General features: G+C 68.7%; 17 protein-coding genes. 10 read left to right on the top strand and 7 right to left on the bottom strand.

Going from position 1 to position 19,269, the window contains the following annotated elements:
- Window positions 1-13 precede the first annotated feature (13 nt).
- The 3 genes from VFZ09_RS28455 to VFZ09_RS28445 are packed head-to-tail and all read left to right on the top strand — an operon-like array spanning window position 14 to window position 3,418.
- Window positions 14-1,000: a Rieske 2Fe-2S domain-containing protein gene (locus VFZ09_RS28455; protein WP_329730832.1), complete on the top strand. Its 987-nt coding sequence runs from the start codon at window positions 14-16 to the stop codon at window positions 998-1,000.
- A complete protein-coding gene (locus VFZ09_RS28450) occupies window positions 984-1,904 on the top strand; it encodes a fatty acid desaturase (RefSeq protein WP_329730831.1) in 921 nt (306 codons plus the stop codon). Before VFZ09_RS28455 ends, VFZ09_RS28450 begins: the two co-directional genes overlap by 17 nt.
- A gap of 8 nt (window positions 1,905-1,912) precedes the next feature.
- On the top strand, window positions 1,913-3,418 hold the full coding sequence (locus tag VFZ09_RS28445; protein ID WP_329730830.1) for a phosphatase PAP2 family protein: 1,506 nt from the start codon (window positions 1,913-1,915) through the stop codon (window positions 3,416-3,418).
- Here the strand turns inward: VFZ09_RS28445 and VFZ09_RS28440 are convergent.
- Window positions 3,390-4,010, bottom strand: a complete 621-nt coding sequence (locus tag VFZ09_RS28440) for an SgcJ/EcaC family oxidoreductase (RefSeq protein WP_329730829.1) — start codon at window positions 4,008-4,010, stop codon at window positions 3,390-3,392. The two genes, VFZ09_RS28445 and VFZ09_RS28440, sit on opposite strands and share 29 nt — an antisense overlap.
- Window positions 4,011-4,148: 138 nt before the next feature.
- Here VFZ09_RS28440 and VFZ09_RS28435 point away from each other — a divergent pair, with 138 nt between their 5' ends.
- The gene (locus VFZ09_RS28435; RefSeq protein WP_329730828.1) at window positions 4,149-4,919 is read left to right on the top strand and encodes an ROK family protein; all 771 of its coding nucleotides are present in this window, start codon (window positions 4,149-4,151) and stop codon (window positions 4,917-4,919) included.
- A gap of 11 nt (window positions 4,920-4,930) precedes the next feature.
- Here the strand turns inward: VFZ09_RS28435 and VFZ09_RS28430 are convergent, their stop codons facing one another.
- Window positions 4,931-6,133 carry a hypothetical protein gene (locus VFZ09_RS28430; protein ID WP_329730827.1) on the bottom strand — a complete coding sequence of 401 codons (1,203 nt, stop codon included), beginning with the start codon at window positions 6,131-6,133 and terminating at the stop codon, window positions 4,931-4,933.
- Between the two features lie 190 nt (window positions 6,134-6,323).
- Between VFZ09_RS28430 and VFZ09_RS28425 the strand changes: the two genes are divergently transcribed.
- Window positions 6,324-6,587 carry a hypothetical protein gene (locus VFZ09_RS28425; RefSeq protein WP_329730826.1) on the top strand — a complete coding sequence of 88 codons (264 nt, stop codon included), beginning with the start codon at window positions 6,324-6,326 and terminating at the stop codon, window positions 6,585-6,587.
- A gap of 12 nt (window positions 6,588-6,599) precedes the next feature.
- Here VFZ09_RS28425 and VFZ09_RS28420 read toward each other — a convergent pair whose 3' ends face one another.
- Entirely contained in the window at window positions 6,600-7,568 is a 969-nt protein-coding gene (locus tag VFZ09_RS28420; protein WP_329730825.1) for an RluA family pseudouridine synthase, read from the bottom strand.
- Between the two features lie 139 nt (window positions 7,569-7,707).
- Here VFZ09_RS28420 and VFZ09_RS28415 point away from each other — a divergent pair, with 139 nt between their 5' ends.
- Window positions 7,708-8,733 carry a ligase-associated DNA damage response exonuclease gene (locus VFZ09_RS28415; protein ID WP_329730824.1) on the top strand — a complete coding sequence of 342 codons (1,026 nt, stop codon included), beginning with the start codon at window positions 7,708-7,710 and terminating at the stop codon, window positions 8,731-8,733.
- A gap of 79 nt (window positions 8,734-8,812) precedes the next feature.
- On the opposite strand, the gene VFZ09_RS28410 is transcribed toward VFZ09_RS28415, so the two are convergent.
- Window positions 8,813-9,262 (bottom strand): SMI1/KNR4 family protein, encoded by a 450-nt coding sequence (locus VFZ09_RS28410; RefSeq protein WP_329730823.1) that lies wholly within the window; start codon window positions 9,260-9,262, stop codon window positions 8,813-8,815.
- Between the two features lies 1 nt (window position 9,263).
- Window positions 9,264-9,371 (bottom strand): HNH endonuclease, encoded by a 108-nt coding sequence (locus VFZ09_RS28405; RefSeq protein WP_329730852.1) that lies wholly within the window; start codon window positions 9,369-9,371, stop codon window positions 9,264-9,266.
- Between the two features lie 465 nt (window positions 9,372-9,836).
- Here VFZ09_RS28405 and VFZ09_RS28400 point away from each other — a divergent pair, with 465 nt between their 5' ends.
- The 4 genes from VFZ09_RS28400 (at window position 9,837) to VFZ09_RS28385 (ending at window position 18,446) form a co-directional block, all read left to right on the top strand.
- On the top strand, window positions 9,837-11,432 hold the full coding sequence (locus tag VFZ09_RS28400; protein WP_329730822.1) for an ATP-dependent DNA ligase: 1,596 nt from the start codon (window positions 9,837-9,839) through the stop codon (window positions 11,430-11,432).
- Window positions 11,350-13,941: a ligase-associated DNA damage response DEXH box helicase gene (locus VFZ09_RS28395; protein ID WP_329730821.1), complete on the top strand. Its 2,592-nt coding sequence runs from the start codon at window positions 11,350-11,352 to the stop codon at window positions 13,939-13,941. Before VFZ09_RS28400 ends, VFZ09_RS28395 begins: the two co-directional genes overlap by 83 nt.
- Entirely contained in the window at window positions 13,911-14,588 is a 678-nt protein-coding gene (gene pdeM / locus VFZ09_RS28390; protein WP_329730820.1) for a ligase-associated DNA damage response endonuclease PdeM, read from the top strand. Before VFZ09_RS28395 ends, pdeM begins: the two co-directional genes overlap by 31 nt.
- 114 nt (window positions 14,589-14,702) lie before the next feature.
- Entirely contained in the window at window positions 14,703-18,446 is a 3,744-nt protein-coding gene (locus VFZ09_RS28385) for a diguanylate cyclase (RefSeq protein WP_329730819.1), read from the top strand.
- 87 nt (window positions 18,447-18,533) lie between these two features.
- Here VFZ09_RS28385 and VFZ09_RS28380 read toward each other — a convergent pair whose 3' ends face one another.
- Window positions 18,534-18,956 (bottom strand): hypothetical protein, encoded by a 423-nt coding sequence (locus VFZ09_RS28380; protein WP_329730818.1) that lies wholly within the window; start codon window positions 18,954-18,956, stop codon window positions 18,534-18,536.
- A partial coding sequence (locus VFZ09_RS28375) for a hypothetical protein (RefSeq protein ID WP_329730817.1) occupies window positions 18,895-19,269 on the bottom strand: 375 nt, incomplete at its 5' end. The genes VFZ09_RS28375 and VFZ09_RS28380, both read right to left, overlap by 62 nt.

The following is a 19,269-nucleotide window of genomic DNA, read 5'->3' as shown; positions in this document are numbered from 1 at the left end:
GTAGGTTGCCGCCATGGCGGTGAATGTCGTGGCGTGGGCGGACCCGGTCCGTCGCTCCGAGCCGGCCCGGCTGCGCTCCTGGTACCTCGCGTGTCCCTCCGAAGCCCTCCGGCCCGGACAGGTGAGGGGCTGGAGCCTCGGCGGACGGGAGCTCGTGCTCTTTCGAGGCCAGAGCGGACGCGTCCAGGCCCTCTCCGCCCACTGCGCCCACATGGGGGCCCACCTCGCGCACGGCACCGTCGTCGGCGAGCACCTGCGCTGCCCGCTGCACCACTGGCGGTTCGACGGCAGTGGCATCTGCCGCGCGGCGCCGGGACGTCCTGACACCACGGGCAAGCCGGGACAGCGGGCCTTCCCGGTGGTGGAGCGCTACGGCGCCATCCTCGTGTTCAACGGCCCGGTGAGCCTCTTTCCCCCGCCCGAGGTGGGCAGCCCCGAGCTGCGCTGGCGCACCGGCCCGCCCGTGACCGTCGGGTGCTCGTGGCTGCCCATCGCGGCGAACTCCTTCGACATCGAGCACCTGCGCACCGTGCACCACCGCGAGCTGAGGGACGCGCCCACCGTGGAGCGCCTGGACCCGTTCACGCTCCGGCTGCGCTACACGTCCCGCGTCATCGGCACGGGGCTCAGCGACCGGTTGATGAAGGCGCTGTCGCGCGACCACATCCGCGTCACCATCACCCTCCATGGCGGAACGCTCCTCTCCGTGGAGAGCGACCTCGGCCGCACCCGCAGCGCCCTGCTCGCCGGGTTCCGCCCCCACCCCGAGGGCACATCGGTGTGGATGTCCTTCGCCGCGCCTCCGGGCCGGGTACCGGGGCTCGACCGGCTGCGCCTCGCCGTGTCGCGGTGGCTCTTCACCTCGTTCCTGCGGCGCGACCTCTCCGTGCTCGACGGGATGCGCTTCAACCCCGGCGCCGCCGTGGCCGACCCCGTGCTGCGCCACCTGCTCGACTTCGCCGCCCAGCTCCCGGAGGACACCGATGACGAGCGCGGGTGACGACGCCCCCATTCCGGCCACGCTCAACACCGTGCTGCTCGCCGCCGCCCTGGCCACCTGCGCCGGGTGCCTCTGGCTCGCCTCGCACGCGGAGCCGCTCGCCGCGCGGCTGCTGGCCGCCGTTGCGTTCTCCTATGTGAACAACACCGTCTTCTCGCTGCTCCACGAGGCGACGCACGGCGTGCTCCACTCCTCCCGGCGCGCCAATGACTGGCTGGGGCGGCTCGCGGCGGCCTTCTTTCCCACCTCGTACACGCTGCAGCGCACCTTCCACCTCACCCACCACCGCAACAACCGCACCGAGCTGGAGCAGTTCGACTACCTGCGCCCCGGGGACAACCGCTTCCTCAAGCACGCGCAGTGGTACTCCATCCTCACCGGGCTCTACTGGGCCTTCGTGCCGGTGGGCTGCCTCGCCTTCGCCCTCTTCCCCGGCCTGCTGCAACGGCTCCGGGGCCCGGGCACCCGCTACGGCGAGCAGACCGGCGCCGACGCCTACCTCGGACGGCTCGAGGACGCGCCGGGCACCACCATCCGGCTCGAGCTCCTGCTCATGCTGGCCGTGCAGGCCGGGCTGGTGCTCGCGCTGGACCTCAGCGTGTCCGGCCAGGCGCTGTGCTACGCGGCGTTCGCCGTCAATTGGAGCTCGCTCCAGTACGCGGACCATGCCTGGTCTCCGCTGCACGTGCGCGACGGAGCGTGGGATCTGCGCGTGGCCGCGCCCGTGCGCTGGCTGTTCCTCAACTACCACTACCACCGCGCCCACCACCGCCATCCGCGCGTGCCGTGGCTCTACCTGGGCCGCTACGTGGACGAGGACGTGCCCCGCCCCTCCTTCCTGCGCATCTGGCTGTCCATGTGGCGAGGCCCCCAGCCCCTCCCCGCGCCCGTGGAGGAACAATGAGCGGAGCGATGAGCACCCGCCCTCCCTTCTTCGGCTGGCCCCGCCGTGACGAGCTGGCCCTCACGGGCGCGATGGCGCTCGGCTTCTCGCTCTTCTTCCTGCTCGTCTACGGTGGCGCGAGCGCGGTGACGGGCTTCTACACGGGGGGCGTGCACGTGGAGCTGCCCTTCGAGCGGCACATCCCCTTCGTGCCCGCCTGGGCGGCCGTCTACGTGAGCATGGACGTGCTGCTGATGCTCTCGCTGCTCGTCTTCCGGACGTGGCGCGAGATGGTGCCCTTCGTGCTCGCGCTCTGTCTGCAGACGGTGGTGGGCGCCGTCTGCTTCCTGGTGCTCCCGGTCGAGGTGGCCTGGCCGCCCCGGGAGGTGAGCGGGAGCTGGGCCAGCGTCTTCTTCCTGGCCGATACGATGAACCTCGAGCGCAACTACCTGCCCTCGCTGCACGTGGCGTTCGCGAGCACGGCCGCCCTGGCCTATGGCGAGCGCGGGGGCTGGCTCGCGCGGAGCCTGTTCGGCCTCTGGGCCGCGGCCATCGCGGCGTCCACCCTGCTCATCCACGAGCACCACCTGGCCGACGTGGTGGCGGGCGCGCTCCTCGCCTGGGGAACGTGGCGCTTCGTGGCGGCCCGGGCCTCCCGCCCGGAGTTCCTCGAGGCGCTCCGGCTGGAAGCGCTCTGCGCTCGGGAGCTGTACCACTTCTCCCGCCGCCACCCACGCTACCTGCTGATCGCCCTGGGCCTCTATCGCTACGCACTGCCCCGGTGGCGCGAGACCCGGGTGGCCCGGACGGGCTTCTGCTTCCTCCAGCTCGTGGATGACGTGCTGGATGGAGATCGCCCCATCCCCGGCGAGCCGCTCGAATGGGTGGACGCCCTCCTCGTCCAGATGGAGACCGGCCACTGGAGCGGCACGGACGTGGCCTCCACGCTGGGCCGTGACTTCCTCTCCGGACTCGGGGACGAGGGCGCGCGCGCCGATGCGGTGCGGCTCGTGCGCATCATGCGGCGGGACCGCGAGCGCGTGCTCCACCACCAGGAGCTCGAGGCCGAGGCCCTCCGTGCCCACCACCGGGACACCTTCCTGCTGTCGGTAGGCCTGATGCTGCACGTGGCCGGAGTCGGCGTCCGTGCGTCCGATGCGCCGTCCCTGCTCGAGGCCTTCGGCTGGTGCTCCACGCTGCGAGACCTGCACGAGGACCTCCGCAAGGGCCTGCTCAACGTGCCGGCCGAGGTGACCCGGGCGGTGCGGGCCGAGGGCCTGGACCCGCTGCGCTACGAGGACCTGGTGGGCTCGGCGGCGGGGCGGGCCTGGGTGGTGGCCGAGCACGGCCGGGCACGTGTCCTGCTCGACCAGTCGGCGGTGGAGCTGGCCGGGCTCGAGGGCCGCTCCGGCGTGGCCCTGCTGCGGCTGTTCCACCGCTCCATCGAGGGCTTCTGGGCGAGGCGGTTGCCCCGGAAGTTCCCGTTCCTGCGAGAGACGGCCGGGCTCAGCTCGTCACCTTCCGGCGCACCGTGAAGCGGCCGATGACGATGCCGACGATGAGCATGGCCACCACCGCGATGCCGCCATAGACCAGCGCCGTGCGCTTCACCATGCCGAGCACGGGGTTGTCGAACACGTTGGTCGAGTAGTGGAAGGCGGCGATGAGCCACCGGTCCCCCTCCTTGACGAGGGTGCAGGTCCACCGGGAGTTGACGGTGATGTCCGTGCCATCGGTGAGCACGTAGTGGTCGGCCGAGGAGCCCTGGGCGACGCCCGCGTTGCCGTACAGGCGCGTGAGCTCGTCCACCTCGAACTTCGCGGTGAGCTTCCGCACCACGCGGTCCGGGCCATTCATCATCTTGTCGTAGTAGGCGCGGATGGCGTCCTTGCCCACGCGCACGTCGTTGTTCATCGTGGTGAAGACGACGTTCGGGTGGACGTGCGAGAGCAGCTTGTCGAGGTCCTGCGCGTTGAGCGCCTGCTCCATGTCGTTCTTGATGGCGCGCAGGGCCTGATGGGTGGCCTCGACCTCCGCCGCGCTGCCACCGGCGGACTCCTGAGCCCGGAGCGACCACGGGAGGCACAGCACCAGACACACCATCACACAGCCGAGAGTCCGATTCATGGGGTCTCCAGAAAAGGGGCCCATCCTACGCGGCTTCGCCACATGTCCAATCGCATACGGCTCAGCGCCCGCTGAGTCCGGAACCGTTGCCGTCCGGGTGGCGAGCCCTACACTGGCGCTCCACCGATGGAGGAACCGATGTCCCCCGACGAGGCCCCCGAACCGTCGCCGCGCAAGAAGACCGCCCGGGAGACCGCCGCGCCCGGTCCCAGGACGTTGGCCATCGACATCGGAGGAACCGGGCTCAAGGCACTCGTGCTCGGACCGGATGGGAAGCCGCTCACCGAGCGCCAGCGGGTGGTCACGCCGAAGCCCGCCACCCCCAAGGCGGTGATGGGCGCGCTGAAGAAGCTGATCGCGCCCCTCGGCCAGTTCGACCGCGTCTCCGTGGGCTTCCCCGGGGTGGTGGAGGAGGGCGTGACGAAGACGGCGCCCAACCTCCACAAGAGCTGGGCGGGGTTCAAGCTCGCCGAGGAGCTGTCCAAGGTCACGGGCCGCCCGACGCGCGTGCTCAACGACGCCGGAGTGCAGGGATTCGGCGTCATCGAGGGGCGTGGCGTGGAGATGGTCCTCACGCTGGGCACCGGCATGGGCTGCGCGCTGTATGTCGATGGCAAGTACGTGCCCAACCTGGAGCTCGCCCACCATCCGTTCCGCCACGGGAAGACGTATGAGGAGTACGTGGGCAACGCCGCGCTGAAGCGCGTGGGCCACAAGAAGTGGGTCAAGCACGTGCAGCGGGTGCTGGAGCAGATCCAGCCCATCTGGAACCCCCGGAAGATCTACGTGGGCGGCGGCAACGCCCGGTTGCTCGACGCCCCGCTCCCCGAGAACGTGCAAGTCACCGAGAACGTCGCCGGGCTGCTGGGCGGCTTCGCGCTCTGGAAGGACGAGCCGGTGCCGCGCTGAGCCCGCCGGCCTCACTCCCGCCCGGCCACGCCGGAGGGGAAACGCACCCGGCAGAGCGAGCGGGCCCGCACGAGGGTCTGCTCGACCGCGCGAATCCACGGAGCGGGAAAGCGAGAGGGCTCCTTCATCCACGAGACAAGGCTCGGAACCGCCTGGGCGAGCCCCCCGTACTCGTCCGCCACGGCGGCCGCCAGCAGCACCCCCGCTCCGTGCAGCCGCTGGCTCCACTCCGGCCCCACGCGCGCGTCGAAGTCCTCCCCGAACATGCGCAGCTCGTCGTCGCCGAGGATGCGGCGCCGCTCCCCAGCCATGCGCTCCGCGACCCGGAACAGGACGTCGTAGTCCTGCCGGCGTGCGGGCTTCGCGTGGATGAGCTCACGGGAGAGCACCCCCAGGTGCCGCTCGAGCATGAAGCGCGGCATGCCTCGGCTGGCCAGCAGCCCGCCCAGCCAGGAGATGTGCCGCCACACCTGCGCCTCGTCCTGTCCGCCGAGCGTCACCAGCCAGGCGCTGTCGCTCCAGGAGAACTGACGGCCGCGCTCGCCGTAGCGCCAGGCGTAATAGGGGAACTCCTCCCAGGAGGCCTCGGCGGCACGCAGGGCGGCACGCAGCTCGTCGAGGTCCGTGGTGATGGGATGTCCTCCAGCGTCCCGATTGAGCCACCAGGTGGGCGGGTGCTCGCGAGGAGGATGGAGCGTGTCGAGCAGGCTCCGCACCTCGGAGAAGGCCTCGGCAGCCGCGCGGACCAGCCCCTCCTGCTCCGCGGCCTCGAGGGCCACGCCTTCGAGCCGCTGCGCGAAATCAAGCCAGGGTGACGTGCCGGGAAGAGGAAGGAGGGCCAGGCGCAGCGCGTAATGGTAGCCGAGCAGGGACAGGGGCTCGCGGTGCGCCGCGGAACGCATCCGCTCCCCGAGCGCGATGGCGCCAATGAGCACGGGATTCTCGAGCCTTTCCGGGGGCGTGCTGGAGACGAGCCCCGCCTCGAGGAGCGGATGGACGGACGGAGCCTCGGCTCCGAGCGCCGCCAGGACGGGATGGGACGTGGCGGCGAGCGCTCGCGTCAGCGCCTCATGAAGGAGGACGAGCGCCTGATGCAGGGCCCGGTGACTCTCGGGAGGCAGGGCTCGGGCCGCGAGGGCCTGGAAGCAGGGCAGTGCCTCCACACAGGCCTGGTGCGCCTGGGTCTCCTTCCGCAGCCGATCCACGAGTGTCATGTCGTCCCCCTGACCGTTTCCGGCCCATCGTCGCCCCTACCATCGCTCGCCTCCACGCCCGCCCTCCAGCCATTCCACGGAGCGCGAGGAGGGCAGCCCTACCCGGTGTCTCGCGATGCACACGATGAGAGGACGACGCGTGTCCATTTCCGGAACACGTGGCGCGGACACTCACGATTGGAGCGACGCCATGGACAAGAAGGAATGGCTCGAGCGACCCATGGGCATCCCCGTGGACCCCAACAAGCAGAAGGACCCCGAGGAGCACGGTGACCGGGTCCCCGCCGAGGGGCGGGCCGAGCACTTGAACGACGTGACCGAACAGAACGGGGGCCAGCGCTCCGAGGTGGGCGTGCCCTGGAATGACACGAGCCTGGAGCGGGGCCTGTCCGACGAGTTCGACAAGCACGGCGGACGCGGTATGCCCAAGCGGGATGAGCCCAAGGACGAGTAACCGAGGGGGCGCTCAGGCGGGGAGTGGGCCTTCGCCCTCCCCTCGCAGCTCGCGCGGCACGGGGGCGCGCAGTTCCAGGCGCTCCCCCGAGAGCGGATGCACGAAACACAAGCGCTCCGCGTGGAGCAGGTAGCCGAGATCTCCGGGCAGGCCCGGCTGCCCGGCATGAGGCACGCCCCCCGCGGCGTAGAGGGGATCGCCTTCGAGCGGATGACCGATGGCGGCCAGGTGGATGCGGATCTGCTGGGGCCGGCCCGTCAGGATGTCGACCTCGAAGAGGGTGCTCGCCGTGCGCCGCTCGAGCACGCGCGCCAGACTCCGGGACGCCTTGCCACCTGGAGTCGCCCCATGGGTCATGCCCAGCCGCGGATGCGCCACCAGGCCAATGGGTGCCGTGATGTCATAGCGATCCTCGGTGGCCACGCCGCTCGAGAGCGCCCGGTAGCGTTTGTCCACCTCGTGCTCGCGCCAGGCGCGTGACAGCTTCGCCGCCGCGTCGTGGGTACGAGCGAAGAGAACGATCCCCGAGGTGCCTCGTCCCAGCCGGTGCAGGGGGCTCGCCTCCGGGAAACGCTCCCGGACGACGCCCAGCAGGGTGTTGAGGAGGAAGTTCCCGCCCGGCATCATCGGCAGTCCGCTCGGCTTGAGGACGCCGAGGATGGCCTCGTCCTCGTGCACGAGCGAATAGTCGCGTGGCGCCTCCTGCTCCTCCCAGGGAGGCCGGTTCCAGACGAGCCACTGGCCGGGCCGGAGGAGCTCCTCGCCCGTCGCGGGGTGCTCCTCCAACAGGACCTCGCCCCGGGCGAGCCGCTCCCGCCACACCGCCTCCGGGGAGTGCTGGTACGCGGCGATCAAATAGGAGAGCGTGCTCAGTCCCCGCACCCGAGGCCCCAACTGCTCCCGGTAGGCGTAGCCCTTGTTGAGCCTCCGGGATGAGGCCCGCTCGCCGGGATGGCTCTGCTCGACACCTGCTCGCGACACCGTCACCTCACACCGTTCGTGGATCCAACCTGCTTATACGGGACTCTCTTCCGCCCGGAGAGCAGGCAGGTGAGGAGGCCTCGGTATTCCAGCACGTCCCGTCGCCGCACGGCCCCGGGAGCGTTATCCCAGAGATTGGATGAACGTCTCCCCCGGACTCGACAGGCAACCCCTCGTGACGGTGACCCCCGATGGGCTCTACTGCCCGCGGGGGGACTTTCACATCGACCCCTGGCGGCCCGTGGCGCGCGCCCTCATCACCCACGCGCACGGGGACCACGCCCGTTGGGGGAGCCAGCGCTACCTCGGCGCGAGCCCCTCCGTGGGCCTGCTGCGCAAGCGCCTGGGAGCGGAGGCGAACATCTCCACACTCGGCTACGGCGAGCGGCTGAACCTCGGTGAGGTAACGGTCAGCTTCCACCCGGCGGGCCACGTGCTGGGCAGCGCGCAGATCCGCATCGAGCACCGGGGCGAAGTGTGGGTGGTGTCCGGGGATTACAAGCGGGACCCGGACCCGACGTGCCTGCCCTTCGAGCCCGTGCGCTGTGACACCTTCATCACCGAGGCCACGTTCGCCCTGCCCATCTACCGCTGGGACGACACGCGGCTCGTCGCCCAGGAGGTGCTGCGCTGGTGGGACGGCAACCGCGAGGCGGGCAAGGCCTCGGTGCTCTTCTGCTACGCGCTGGGCAAGGCGCAGCGGCTGCTCGCCGAGCTGGCCCGGCTCACGGAACGAGAGGTGCTGGTGCACGGCGCCACGCACGCGCTGGTGGAGTGCTACCGCGAGGCCGGCGTGCGGATGCTGCCCACGCGCCCGGTGTCCGAGGTGGAGAAGGGAACGTCGTACGCGGGAGCGCTGGTGCTGGCGCCCCCGAGTGCCGCGGGCTCCACGTGGATGCGCCGCTTCGGCGAGCACGAGACGGGTTTCGCCTCGGGGTGGATGCGGGTGCGCGGCAACCGGCGGCGCCGGGGCTATGACCGGGGCTTCGTGCTCTCGGACCACGCGGACTGGCCGGGACTGCTGCGCACCGCGAAGGAGACGGGAGCCTCGCGCATCCTCGTCACCCACGGCTCCAGCGACACGCTCGCGCGCTACCTGCGCGAGAACCTGGGCCTCGACGCCGCACCGCTCTCCACCCCCTTCGAGGGCGAGACGGAGGACTGAGGACTCCGGCGCTCACACATCGTCTGGTAGCGAGTTACAGGTACTGCTTCCGACAGGAGATGGCTCGAGCCCGGTCCAGTCAATCGCGCACTTCGTGCAGTCCCTCCAGGAGTTCGCTGAAGCTGTGGGCGACATGGTAGATTTCCATCTCGGTCGTCACCAGGACGACACCCGGTTGCCCAGGTGGAGCATCTCGATAGTCGAAGCACAAGTACTCCCCTCCTGGTGTCGTGCCGAACGGATAGATACCCGGTGGGACGTAGGGTTTGATGAGCTCATACGTCGTGGAGATGGCATACGCGCTTTCGTGCTTGCCCGAGGTGAGAGTCAGCAGATTGTTGAAGACGTTGGCGCCTTCCCCCATATCAAAGACATTGGGCTCTGGAGCCATGCCGTGACACAGGTGGACAATGCTCCTGTAATCCGCTGGCAGGCGCACCCCCCAGGCCGATTCGAGCTTTTCAACCTCATCCTGCCCGACGACAGGACGAGGTCCTCTCCAGATGTAGTCCCTCCAACGAACTTCCATGCTAGCGCTCTCCCTTCCTGGCGGACCTCGGATGCCCTCCACCCCAGATGGCCATGCCTCCCGTGTGTGGATTCGCGAGCCGATGCTCCTCCCGCCGCACGAGCTGCATTCTTCCCACCAGCGGTGTCACCCGTACTCCGTGGGCGAAACGCAGGGAGACTTGGAGCTCTGGCCCTTGCGACTTCACCTCCACCCTGTCTCCCGGGGTGAGGCGGGAGACTTCCAGCAAGGCGACCGGGGCATCCTCTACGTCGAGCAGCCACACGGCGGGGACTGGGGCGAGTGCCTCCGGTCTCACTGCCGGTCGCGAGGCCGCGCACCCCGCAAGCAGTACCGCCCACAGTACTGCCATGGCACGCGTCGCCTGCGACAGGCCTGGAGGCCCACTTCGAATCCTGTCTCCCGGGTCAGTCACGTCTGGCGCTTGCCGCCCTTCGATGAGGCTGTCATCGGCCGGAGCATAGCCGAGCAGAGAGGGCCCTGTTTCCCTGCTCCCCTCCTGGCCACACCACCCCCTGCTCGTTATCAAGAAAGGTCAATGGACGGCTCGAAGGGCGAGACGGAGGACTGACCCGTGCACCGGCTCGCGGATCTCTACGAGGCGCTCGACGCCACCACCTCCACCAACGCCAAGGTGGAGGCCCTGGTCACCTACTTCCGTGACACGCCCCCCGAGGACGCCGCGTGGGGCCTGTTCTTCCTCACCGGCCGCCGCCTCAAGCGCCTCATCCCCTCGAAGGCCCTGCGCCAGTGGGTCCGCGAGCTGACCGACACCCCCGAGTGGCTCTTCGACGAGACGTACGCCGTCGTCGGCGACCTCGCCGAGGTCATCGCCCTCCTGCTCGACCAGACCGAGCGCCCCACCGCCACCGAGGAGCTGCCCCTGTCCCGCTGGTTGGAGGAGCGCCTGCTGCCCCTCGCCGGGCTCTCCCTCCCCGAGCAGCGCGAGCGCGTCACCGGCTGGTGGCACGTGCTCCCCCGCCGCGAGCTGTTCCTCTTCAACAAGATGCTCACCGGCGAGCTGCGCGTCGGCGTCTCCGACACGCTCGTGGTCCGCGCCCTCGCCCAGCACGCCGGATTGCCTCCGGCCGCCGTGTCCCACCGGCTCATGGGCACCTGGGCCCCCTCGCGCGCCTTCTTCGAGCAGCTCATCGCCCCGGATGTCTCCGATGGGGACCGCTCGCGCCCCTATCCGTTCTACCTCGCCAGCCCCCTGGAGCAGCCTCCGGCGCAGCTGGGTGAGCGCGATGCCTGGCTCGTCGAGTGGAAGTGGGATGGCATCCGCGGCCAGCTCATCCGCCGCCAGGGTGGCGTCTACCTGTGGAGCCGCGGCGAGGAGCTCATCACCGAGCGCTTCCCGGAGATCGCCGAGGCCGCCGCCAGCCTCCCCGATGGCACCGTGCTCGATGGCGAGGTGCTCGCCTACGCCGAGGGGCAGCCCCTCCCCTTCAGCCGCCTCCAGCGCCGCATCGGACGCCAGAAGCTCACCGCCAAGGTGCTCGCCGAGGCTCCCGCCGCCTTCATGGCGTACGACCTGCTCGAGCAGGACGGACAGGACCTCCGCGAGCTGCCTCTGCGTGAGCGCCGCGCACGTCTGGAGACACTGCTGCGCGACCGGCCGATGTTCCCCGTGTCCCCCGTCATCACCGCCCCCACGTGGGAGTCCCTCGCCGAGGCCCGGCATGAGTCCCGCTCGCGGAACGTCGAGGGCTTCATGATCAAGCGCCTCGAGTCCCCCTACCAGCACGGCCGCAAGCGCGGGGACTGGTGGAAGTGGAAGATCGATCCCTTCACCGTCGATGCCATCCTGCTCTACGCGCATCCCGGCCACGGGCGGCGGGCCTCGCTGTACACGGACTACACGTTCGCCGTGTGGAATGGCGAGGAGCTGTTGCCCATCGCCAAGGCGTACTCGGGTCTGACCGACGAGGAGATCGCCCGGCTCGACCGGTGGATCCGCGCGCATACCCGCGAGAAGTTCGGCCCCGTCCGCTCCGTCGAGCCCCTCCAGGTCTTCGAGCTCCACTTCGAGGGCATCGCCGCTTCGCCCCGCCACAAGTCGGGGATTGCCTTGCGGTTCCCCCGGATTGCCCGCTGGCGCTCGGACAAGACCCCGCGTGACGCGGACTCGCTCGAGCGTCTCAAGGAGCTGCTCCATGCCCCCGCGTAGGCGCTCACGGAGCAGCACGGGTCCTCGTGGCTCAACCCGGGTCCTCGTGGCACCCTCACCCCCGTCCCCTCTCCCGGAGGGCGAGGGAGAGGAATTGCTCTCCTGGTTCAGGGCGCAGGGGTGGACACCGTTTCCCTTTCAGCTCGAGGCCTGGGCGGCGTACGCACGGGGACAGAGTGGGCTCATCCATGTCCCCACCGGCGCCGGGAAGACCTATGCCGCCTATATCGGGCCGCTCGCCGAGGTCGCCCGGCATCGGCAGAAGGGGCTGCAGATCCTCTACGTCACCCCGCTGCGCGCCGTCTCCCGGGACATCGAGCTCGCGCTGAACGCGCCCCTGTCCGCGCTCGACGCCGACATCACCGTGGAGAGCCGCACCGGAGATACCTCCTCGTCCGTGCGACGCCGTCAACGCGAGCGGCTCCCCGAAGTCCTCATCACCACGCCCGAGTCCCTCTCGCTCCTGCTGTGCAACGAGCGCGCGCACGAGCTCTTCGCCTCCCTGCGCTGCGTCATCGTCGACGAGTGGCACGAGCTGCTCGGCTCCAAGCGTGGCACCCAGGTGGAGCTCGCCCTCGCCCGGCTGCGCCGCTTCTCTCCCGCCCTGCGCACCTGGGCCCTGTCCGCCACCCTGGCCAATCTCGACGAGGCCGCTCGCGCCGCCGTGGGCCCCCACGTCACGCCCGCCTTCATCCGCGCCGGGCTCGACCGCCCCGTCCGCGTCGAGACCCTCCTGCCCGACTCCGTCGATGCCTTCCCGTGGGCCGGCCACCTCGGCTTCTCCATGTTGCGCAAGGTGGCGGACTGGCTCGACCCCGAGCGCTCCACCCTCCTCTTCACCAACACCCGCTCCCAGGCCGAGCGCTGGTACGAGGGCCTCCGCTTCCTCCACCCCGAGTGGGAGGACATCCTGGCCCTCCACCACGGCTCCATCGACCGTGAGGCCCGCGAGCGCGTGGAGGGTGGGCTCAAGGACGGCAGCGTGCGACTCGTCGTCGCCACCTCCTCGCTGGACCTCGGGGTGGACTTCGGCCCCGTGGAGCGCGTGGTGCAGGTGGCCAGCCCCAAGGGCATCGCCCGGACCCTCCAGCGCGCCGGCCGCAGCGCCCACCGCCCCGGTGCCACCGCGCAGCTCCTCTTCGTCCCCACCCACGCCCTCGAACTGGTGGAGATGAGCGCCGCTCGCGAGGCGCTCGCCCACGGAGAGGTGGAGCCCCGCGCGCCCCTCCGCCAGCCGTTGGATGTGCTCGCCCAGCACCTCGTCACCTGCGCGCTCGGTGGAGGCTTCACCCGCGACGCCCTGCTCGCCGAGGTGCGGGACACGCTCGCCTACCAGCAGCTCTCCGAGGAGGACTTCGACCGGACCCTCGTGCTGGTGACGGAGGGCGGCCCCACCCTGCGCGCCTACCCGCAGTTCCGCCGTGTCCAGCGGCTGGAGGACCGGTACGTGGTGGCGGACACGCGCGTGGCCCGGCTCCACCGCCTCAACGTGGGCACCATCGCCTCCAACGCCTCCGTGGAGCTGCGCTACCTGAAGGGCGCCCGGCTCGGCACCGTGGAGGAGTCCTTCGTGAGCCGCCTGCGCCCCGGCGACACCTTCCTCTTCGCCGGCAAGCGGCTCGAGTTCCGCCTCATGAAGGACCTCACCGCCTACGTGAGGGCCGCGAAGGAGCGCGCCTCGGCCACGCCCCGCTGGAGCGGTGGACGGCTGCCCCTCTCCGGCTCGCTCGCCACCGCCGTGCGCAGGACCTTCCACGCCGTGCGCCACGGGCATTTCGATAACGCCGAGCTCGAAGCGGCCCGGCCCGTGCTGGAGGCGCAGGCACGCCTGTCCCGGCTGCCCTCGCGCGACGCCTGCCTGGCGGAGCTGTGCCAGACCCGCGAGGGCCACCACCTCTTCCTCTACCCCTTCGAGGGCCGGCTGGTGCACGAGGGCCTCGCCGCGCTGCTCGCGCTGCGCCTCACGCGATTGCAGAAGGCGACCTTCAGCCTCGCGGTGAACGACTACGGCCTGGAGTTGCTCACGTCCTCGCCCTTTCCCTTCGAGGAGGCGCTGCGTCCCGCGCTCTTCACCCGCGAGCGGCTGGTGGAGGACATCCTCGAGAGCGTCAACCTGGGCGAGCTGGCGCGGCGGCAATTCCGCGACGTGGCGCGCGTGGCCGGGCTGGTGCTGCCGGGGCTGCCCGGAGCGCGCAAGTCCACGCGCCAGGTGCAGGCGAGCGCGGGCCTGCTCTATGACGTCTTCGCGCGCTACGAGCCGGACCACCTGCTGCTCGCCCAGGCGCGGCGCGAGGTATTGGAGCAACACTTCGAGCAGGTGCGGCTGGTGAGCACACTGGAGCGCCTGGAGGGCACGCCGCTGGAGTGCGTCCACGTCCCACGGCCGACGCCGCTGGGCTTCCCGCTCGTCGTCGAGCGCATCGGCGCCACCGTTTCCAACGAGTCACTGGCGGAGAGGGTGGAGCGAATGAAGGAGCGATGGCTGCGAGAGGACTCCCTGTCCGCCTAGGCGGCACCGAGGTGGAGCTGCGCCCCGAGCGCGCCCTGTACTGGCCGGAGGGCGGCGTGCTGGCGGTGGCGGACCTGCACTGGGGCAAGCCGGAGAGCTTCCACCAGCACGGCATTCCCCTGCCCCCCGAGGTGCTGGAGGACGATCTCGCGCGGCTCTCCGCGGCCTTGCATGCCACGGGGGCGCGCCGGCTGCTGCTGGTGGGGGACCTGGTCCACTCGCGCCGGGGCCTCACGCCCGAGGTGGTGCGGCGCGTGGCGGACTGGCGCACGGGCCACGACGTGGAGATGGTGCTGGTGCGAGGCAACCACGACCGGCACCTGGACGCCCTGCCCGCCGCGTGGCGGATGGAGCTGCTGGAGCCACACCTGGACGAGGGCCCCTTCCGCTTCGCGCACCACCCGGAGCCCGCGCGAGGGCACTACGTCTGGGCGGGCCACCTCCACCCCACGGTGCGGCTGAGCAGTGGGGCGGACCGGCTGCGCCTGCCGTGCTTCCACCTGGGCACGGACGTGGGCGTGCTGCCCGCCTTCAGTGCCTTCACCGGGGGCATGGACATCCGCCCCCGCGCGGGCGAGCGCCTCTTCGCCATCGCAGGGGATTCCGTGGTGGAGGTGCCGTCTCAACGCGCCTCGCGCAACGCCTAAAACTGATAACCCCGTTTAGCACTCTACCCGCCCCAGCGCCAAACACCGGGTGTGGCACACCGGATAAACGGGATCCCTTCTTCACCCCTTACGGAGCAGGCATAATGGCCGCGAATGGCGGAACCAGAGAACAAAGCAGCAGAGGACGAAACCAGGGAGATGACTGCCGGAGATCAGCAGCCCCACTCCCCTGCACAAGAAGTGATGGAGGAGGCCCTAGGTGAGGCCATTGCGGGGCCGCCGACGAAGCTTGATTTCAAGAATGCGACGCTCCACAACCGAACCGCTCCCCCCAATTCGAGAGCGAAAGCTGCGACAAATGAGTTCCAGCGCGTCGCTGAAGCCAAACTTGTAGCACCCCCTATGCAACGGCAGTCCAGCGAAGGGGAGGCAAGCAGCACTGCACAGAGTTCCTCGCGCCAAGAATATTTTGACGACCCCCGCGTTGACACCTGGGTCTCCAGGGTCTCCTCGCTCAAGGATTTAGCGTCCCCAGTCGACGCGGAATGCTGCATCGTTCAGATCCACGGGCCGGAGCTAGGCAAAAAGTACACGCTCCAGGAGAACGAACTCACCATTGGACGTGAAGAGGGCAACCACGTCGTGGTGAACCTCAACAATGTGTCGCGCAGGCACGCCAAGCTCATCCGCAGGCAGGGGCGGATGCTCTTGGCGGATCTGGGCTCCACCAACGGCACCTACCTCAATGACCAAGAGGTGACGCAGGAGACGCCGCTGCACAGCAGGGACCTCATCAAGGTGGGCGGCTCCGTCTTCAAGTTTCTCACGGGCGACAACGTGGAGCTTCAGTATCACGAGACCATCTACACGCTGACCATCCAGGACGGGCTCACCGGGGTGAATAACAAGCGATACTTCCTCGAGTACCTGGAGAGGGAGATGGGGAGGTGCCACCGCTTCGCGCGTCCCCTGACGCTGATGATGTTCGACATCGACTTCTTCAAGAAGATCAACGATGTGCACGGGCCCCTGGCAGGAGACTACGTGCTACGCGAGCTGGCGCAGACCATCAAGCGGATGGTGCGCACAGAGCAGTGCTTCGCGCGCTATGGCGGCGAAGAGTTCGCGCTAGTGGTGCCTGAGGACGGAGTGGACAGGGTCCGCATCTCTGCAGAGAAAATCCGCCAGACGATCGAGAAGAAGCAGTTCGTCTTCGATAATCAGGAAGTGCCAGTCACCGTATCGCTGGGGATGGCGAGCATGACCCCGGACATGGTAGAGCCCCTGCAACTCATCAAGGTTGCGGACGCCAATCTCTACATAGCCAAGAAGAGTGGACGTAACCGGGTTGTTGCCACGCTCACCCCGAACTCAAGCCCTCCCGCCTCGCTGAAATCGGGCTCGGCGGATGCGACCACGGGACCAGTCCGGCTGGTGCGTGAACCCCGTCGCCCAATCGACGGGATGGCACTTGTGCGACGCAACCTCGACAGGTCCCCTCCGGGTCCCGTGCTCGCCTTCGAGGTAGCCGACGAGCGCACCATCATCGATCTCCTGGGCTCATCAGGCTTCGAGGCGTGGACTTTCGAGTTGGAGCAGGAGATCGAAAAAGCCATTGGCCCTGCGGATCTACTGGGGAGTTGGCGAGACCGCTACATCCTCGCGGCTCTCGAAGTAAGCGGGCATGAAAATCGAGCCCGTAGCGTCATCGATGCGGTCAGGACCGCTTGGGCAGCGCGGCCTGTTCCGGATGCTGTCAGTGGAAGACTGACTCGCGCACTGCGTACGGCAGTCCTCCCCCCGGACTCCGTCGTGGCCACGGGAGAGCGCGGCCTTGATCGTCTCGCGGTCCAGCTCCTGGATGATGCGGGGCGCGCGGTCCTGCAGGATGCGCGTTCGGATCTGCCATTTCCCCTGGCAGCGCCGCGTGCGCTCGTCCTTGCCCAGCGCACGGCGTTCACCCGCTTCAAGGCCATCGTGGATGCGTTGGAGTCGTCGCTGCGCTTCGTAGTGGCCCTGGAGCTCGCTTTGCTGCGCGAGGGCGAGCATGCCGAGGCACGCGACAAAGCTGCGGGCCTGATCGCCAACCATACTGGCCGACCGCTCGCGCTGAACACCTGGGAGGAGCTGGCCATCCAGCTCGCTGCACTTCTTCCCAAGCAATCGAATGAGACCGTGAGGAGTGCGCTGCGGAGCTTGGTGCGAAATGATGGCCACCGCTCCTCTCTGTCGGAGCGGGTACGTGAAGCCGTCCACGAGAGGGACCGGCTCATCGGCCAGGGCATCACGCTGTCCGACGATGCGTATCGCGAACAGGAAGAGGTGTTTGGGAAGCTGCTCGATGAGTTCCTCAAGCTCCTTGAGCCGCTCAAGCACGCACGGCTCGTCAGCGTGGCCGAGATTGAGTCGCTCGAGTCAGATGATGACAGCGTTCGTTATGCTCTCTACGGCCACCAGGGAGCCACCGAACATTTTCCTATCGGCCACGAAAGCATCAAGGCACGTCTGGCGCGCGACTGGTGCTACCTCCTCATCCCAGGCCGTGCTCCGCTGTGCCTTGCTCCGGTCGTGGCTGCACGAACGTGCGAAAGCTGCGGTCGGGTCGAAGTTTTCCTGGCTGAGGGGATCTGGCCTGGACCTAAAGGGGCCGAGGCTCGCGTCCGAGGCGTCACCTCCAACCACAAGGCCGCGATTCGCGTCCCCTTCGACTCACGAGCCCGGCTCTTCTTCGAGGCTGTCAAAGCGGTCATCGACAGGGAACCCCTCTCGTCCACGACCATTCCCGCGACAGAGCCTCAGACCGACCGGAAACCGACGGTACCCGGCATGTCCACGACCTCGCCGGTCGCAGTGTCCTCGTCCGCCGCTGTAACGCAGCTCTCGATCCGTGTAGCGGTGCCCCCCTCAAGTCCTCCGTCAACGCCCAGCCCGACCGTAGCAGCGCCTGTGACCGCACAGAGCGCCTCACCTCTGCCCACCGCCGTACCGACGACGCTACTCATTCCTGCGGCCCTGCGTGCGGCGCTCACAGCCAAGCGCGTCATCCCCTTCGTCGGTGCGGGTGCGTCGATGGCAGTGATGGACGCAACACGGCCGGGTGCGCGCCTCTTCCCGAGTTGGGGGACTCTGCTCGAACTGGTGGCGAAGTGGTTGGACGAGGACGGGCTCACAGGCGACGCCATGGCGGTGCGAGGCGCACTGTCGAAGAAGGTACCAAACTACCTCGATGCCGCCCGCGCCGCGCGAGAGGGCCTTGGCCCCAACTGGTACAAAGTGCTCGGCGAAATATTCGATCCGCCCCGCAACCGCGCGCTGGAGGAGAGCCTCGCGTTACCGCGCGCCATCTGGGAGTTCGGCAGCAAGCTCGTGGTCACGACAAACTATGACCGCGTCCTGCACTGGACGTGCCCCGAGCGGGATGACCTGCGCGCATGGGACATTGAGGCACCCGCCGAGTTGGTGAGGCTAGTGCGCGATGACCTCGACTACCCGACGATTTGGCATCTGCATGGCACGATCGCAAACGCGGCGAACCTGATTCTCACGCCCGACGGATATAGCCGACTCTATTCAGCGAATGATGCGGGGGGCGCTCACTATGAGGCCGCTCTCACCTCACTGCGTGTCCTGCTCGCATCGCACACGCTGCTCTTCGTTGGATTCAGCTTCGAGGATACGACCTTCGGCAATCAGCTCCGCTGGCTCGAGGAGACATTCCGAGGAGCCGGGGGTCCGCACTATGTGCTTGTGCGCGAGGCCGAGCGCGACCGCATGCGTGCTCGTCTCCAGGGGCTTCCACTTGAACTCCTGACCTATGCGGAGCATGGAGAACCGCTCGTGACACGAGTGCGAGAACTCGCAGCCGTTTGCAAGCAACGTCCAAGGGCCACCCTGTGAGAACAAGCTCTGCTGGACCTTGTCACCTCCCCGGAGGGGCCCGGAATCGATGAACTCACTGGAGTACCTTAACGCCCCCGCACCTCCTCAAGGAAGGTTCACCAAACCGTTCCGATCCGCAACGAGAGCGCCAAGGAGAGTGAGCATCTCGGAGAAGTCGCCGACACGGAGGTCAGGTAATGGCACGTCGACCAAGTCGAGCGGGAATAGCTGATAGCCAAACACCCGCTCGATGTGGTGAGCCATCTTGTCTTCGTAGAGCTTGGTCCAGCGGGTCGGCTCGATCTCGAAAGAGACCTTCGGCTGGGTGGAGGTCTCATAGGACCGGAGGAACCGCGTCGTTCGGAGAGCATCCATGAGGGACGCCCAATGCGTCCACCGCAGGGCCTCGCCCCACGCGGCTTCCCATCGTTGATGCCCAGGCGTCCGTTGATAGGCCAGCACAGGCTCATCGGGGTCGTCTTCCCAAGAAGGAAAGCCCGACGGGTAGAAACGACGGGCGATGCGCATCAACTCCGTGGCCCTGGACTCGTTCGCCTACGGACGAGCACCGAACGTCCGATGGGGCCGTCGAGGGAGCACTTGACGGTTCCGGGCTCTCTGGGAGCGGGGCGTCGAGCGAGTAGAGGACGAGGCGGTCGTTCATCCAGGGGATGCGTACCTTCTTGGCGTTGAGGTGCTTGACCTTCTGCTCCCACCAGGAGCGAAACCACCGAGGGTGGAGGACGACGAACAAGGCCCGGTCGGTGAGGTAGAGGTCGGCCGGGAAGTTGAACCACCAGCGCCGGAGCGTGCGCGGGTGGGCCCACTTGAAGCGCTCGGG

Source organism: Archangium sp., assembly GCF_036277355.1.
Lineage (GTDB): Bacteria > Myxococcota > Myxococcia > Myxococcales > Myxococcaceae > Archangium.
The sequence above is the reverse complement of the archived record's forward strand: the minus strand, read 5'-3'. Positions and strand labels throughout refer to the sequence as shown.

What these genes read in the sequence shown, in the direction of transcription:
- VFZ09_RS28455 (WP_329730832.1), top strand. Translation starts at nt 14, where the DNA reads ATGGCGGTGAATGTCGTGGCGTGGGCGGACCCGGTCCGTCGCTCCGAG.
- VFZ09_RS28450 (WP_329730831.1), top strand. Translation starts at nt 984, where the DNA reads ATGACGAGCGCGGGTGACGACGCCCCCATTCCGGCCACGCTCAACACC.
- VFZ09_RS28445 (WP_329730830.1), top strand. Translation starts at nt 1,913, where the DNA reads ATGAGCACCCGCCCTCCCTTCTTCGGCTGGCCCCGCCGTGACGAGCTG.
- VFZ09_RS28440 (WP_329730829.1), bottom strand. Translation starts at nt 4,010, where the DNA reads ATGAATCGGACTCTCGGCTGTGTGATGGTGTGTCTGGTGCTGTGCCTC.
- VFZ09_RS28435 (WP_329730828.1), top strand. Translation starts at nt 4,149, where the DNA reads ATGTCCCCCGACGAGGCCCCCGAACCGTCGCCGCGCAAGAAGACCGCC.
- VFZ09_RS28430 (WP_329730827.1), bottom strand. Translation starts at nt 6,133, where the DNA reads ATGACACTCGTGGATCGGCTGCGGAAGGAGACCCAGGCGCACCAGGCC.
- VFZ09_RS28425 (WP_329730826.1), top strand. Translation starts at nt 6,324, where the DNA reads ATGGACAAGAAGGAATGGCTCGAGCGACCCATGGGCATCCCCGTGGAC.
- VFZ09_RS28415 (WP_329730824.1), top strand. Translation starts at nt 7,708, where the DNA reads ATGAACGTCTCCCCCGGACTCGACAGGCAACCCCTCGTGACGGTGACC.
- VFZ09_RS28410 (WP_329730823.1), bottom strand. Translation starts at nt 9,262, where the DNA reads ATGGAAGTTCGTTGGAGGGACTACATCTGGAGAGGACCTCGTCCTGTC.
- VFZ09_RS28405 (WP_329730852.1), bottom strand. Translation starts at nt 9,371, where the DNA reads ATGCAGCTCGTGCGGCGGGAGGAGCATCGGCTCGCGAATCCACACACG.
- pdeM (WP_329730820.1), top strand. Translation starts at nt 13,911, where the DNA reads ATGGCTGCGAGAGGACTCCCTGTCCGCCTAGGCGGCACCGAGGTGGAG.
- VFZ09_RS28385 (WP_329730819.1), top strand. Translation starts at nt 14,703, where the DNA reads ATGGCGGAACCAGAGAACAAAGCAGCAGAGGACGAAACCAGGGAGATG.
- VFZ09_RS28380 (WP_329730818.1), bottom strand. Translation starts at nt 18,956, where the DNA reads ATGCGCATCGCCCGTCGTTTCTACCCGTCGGGCTTTCCTTCTTGGGAA.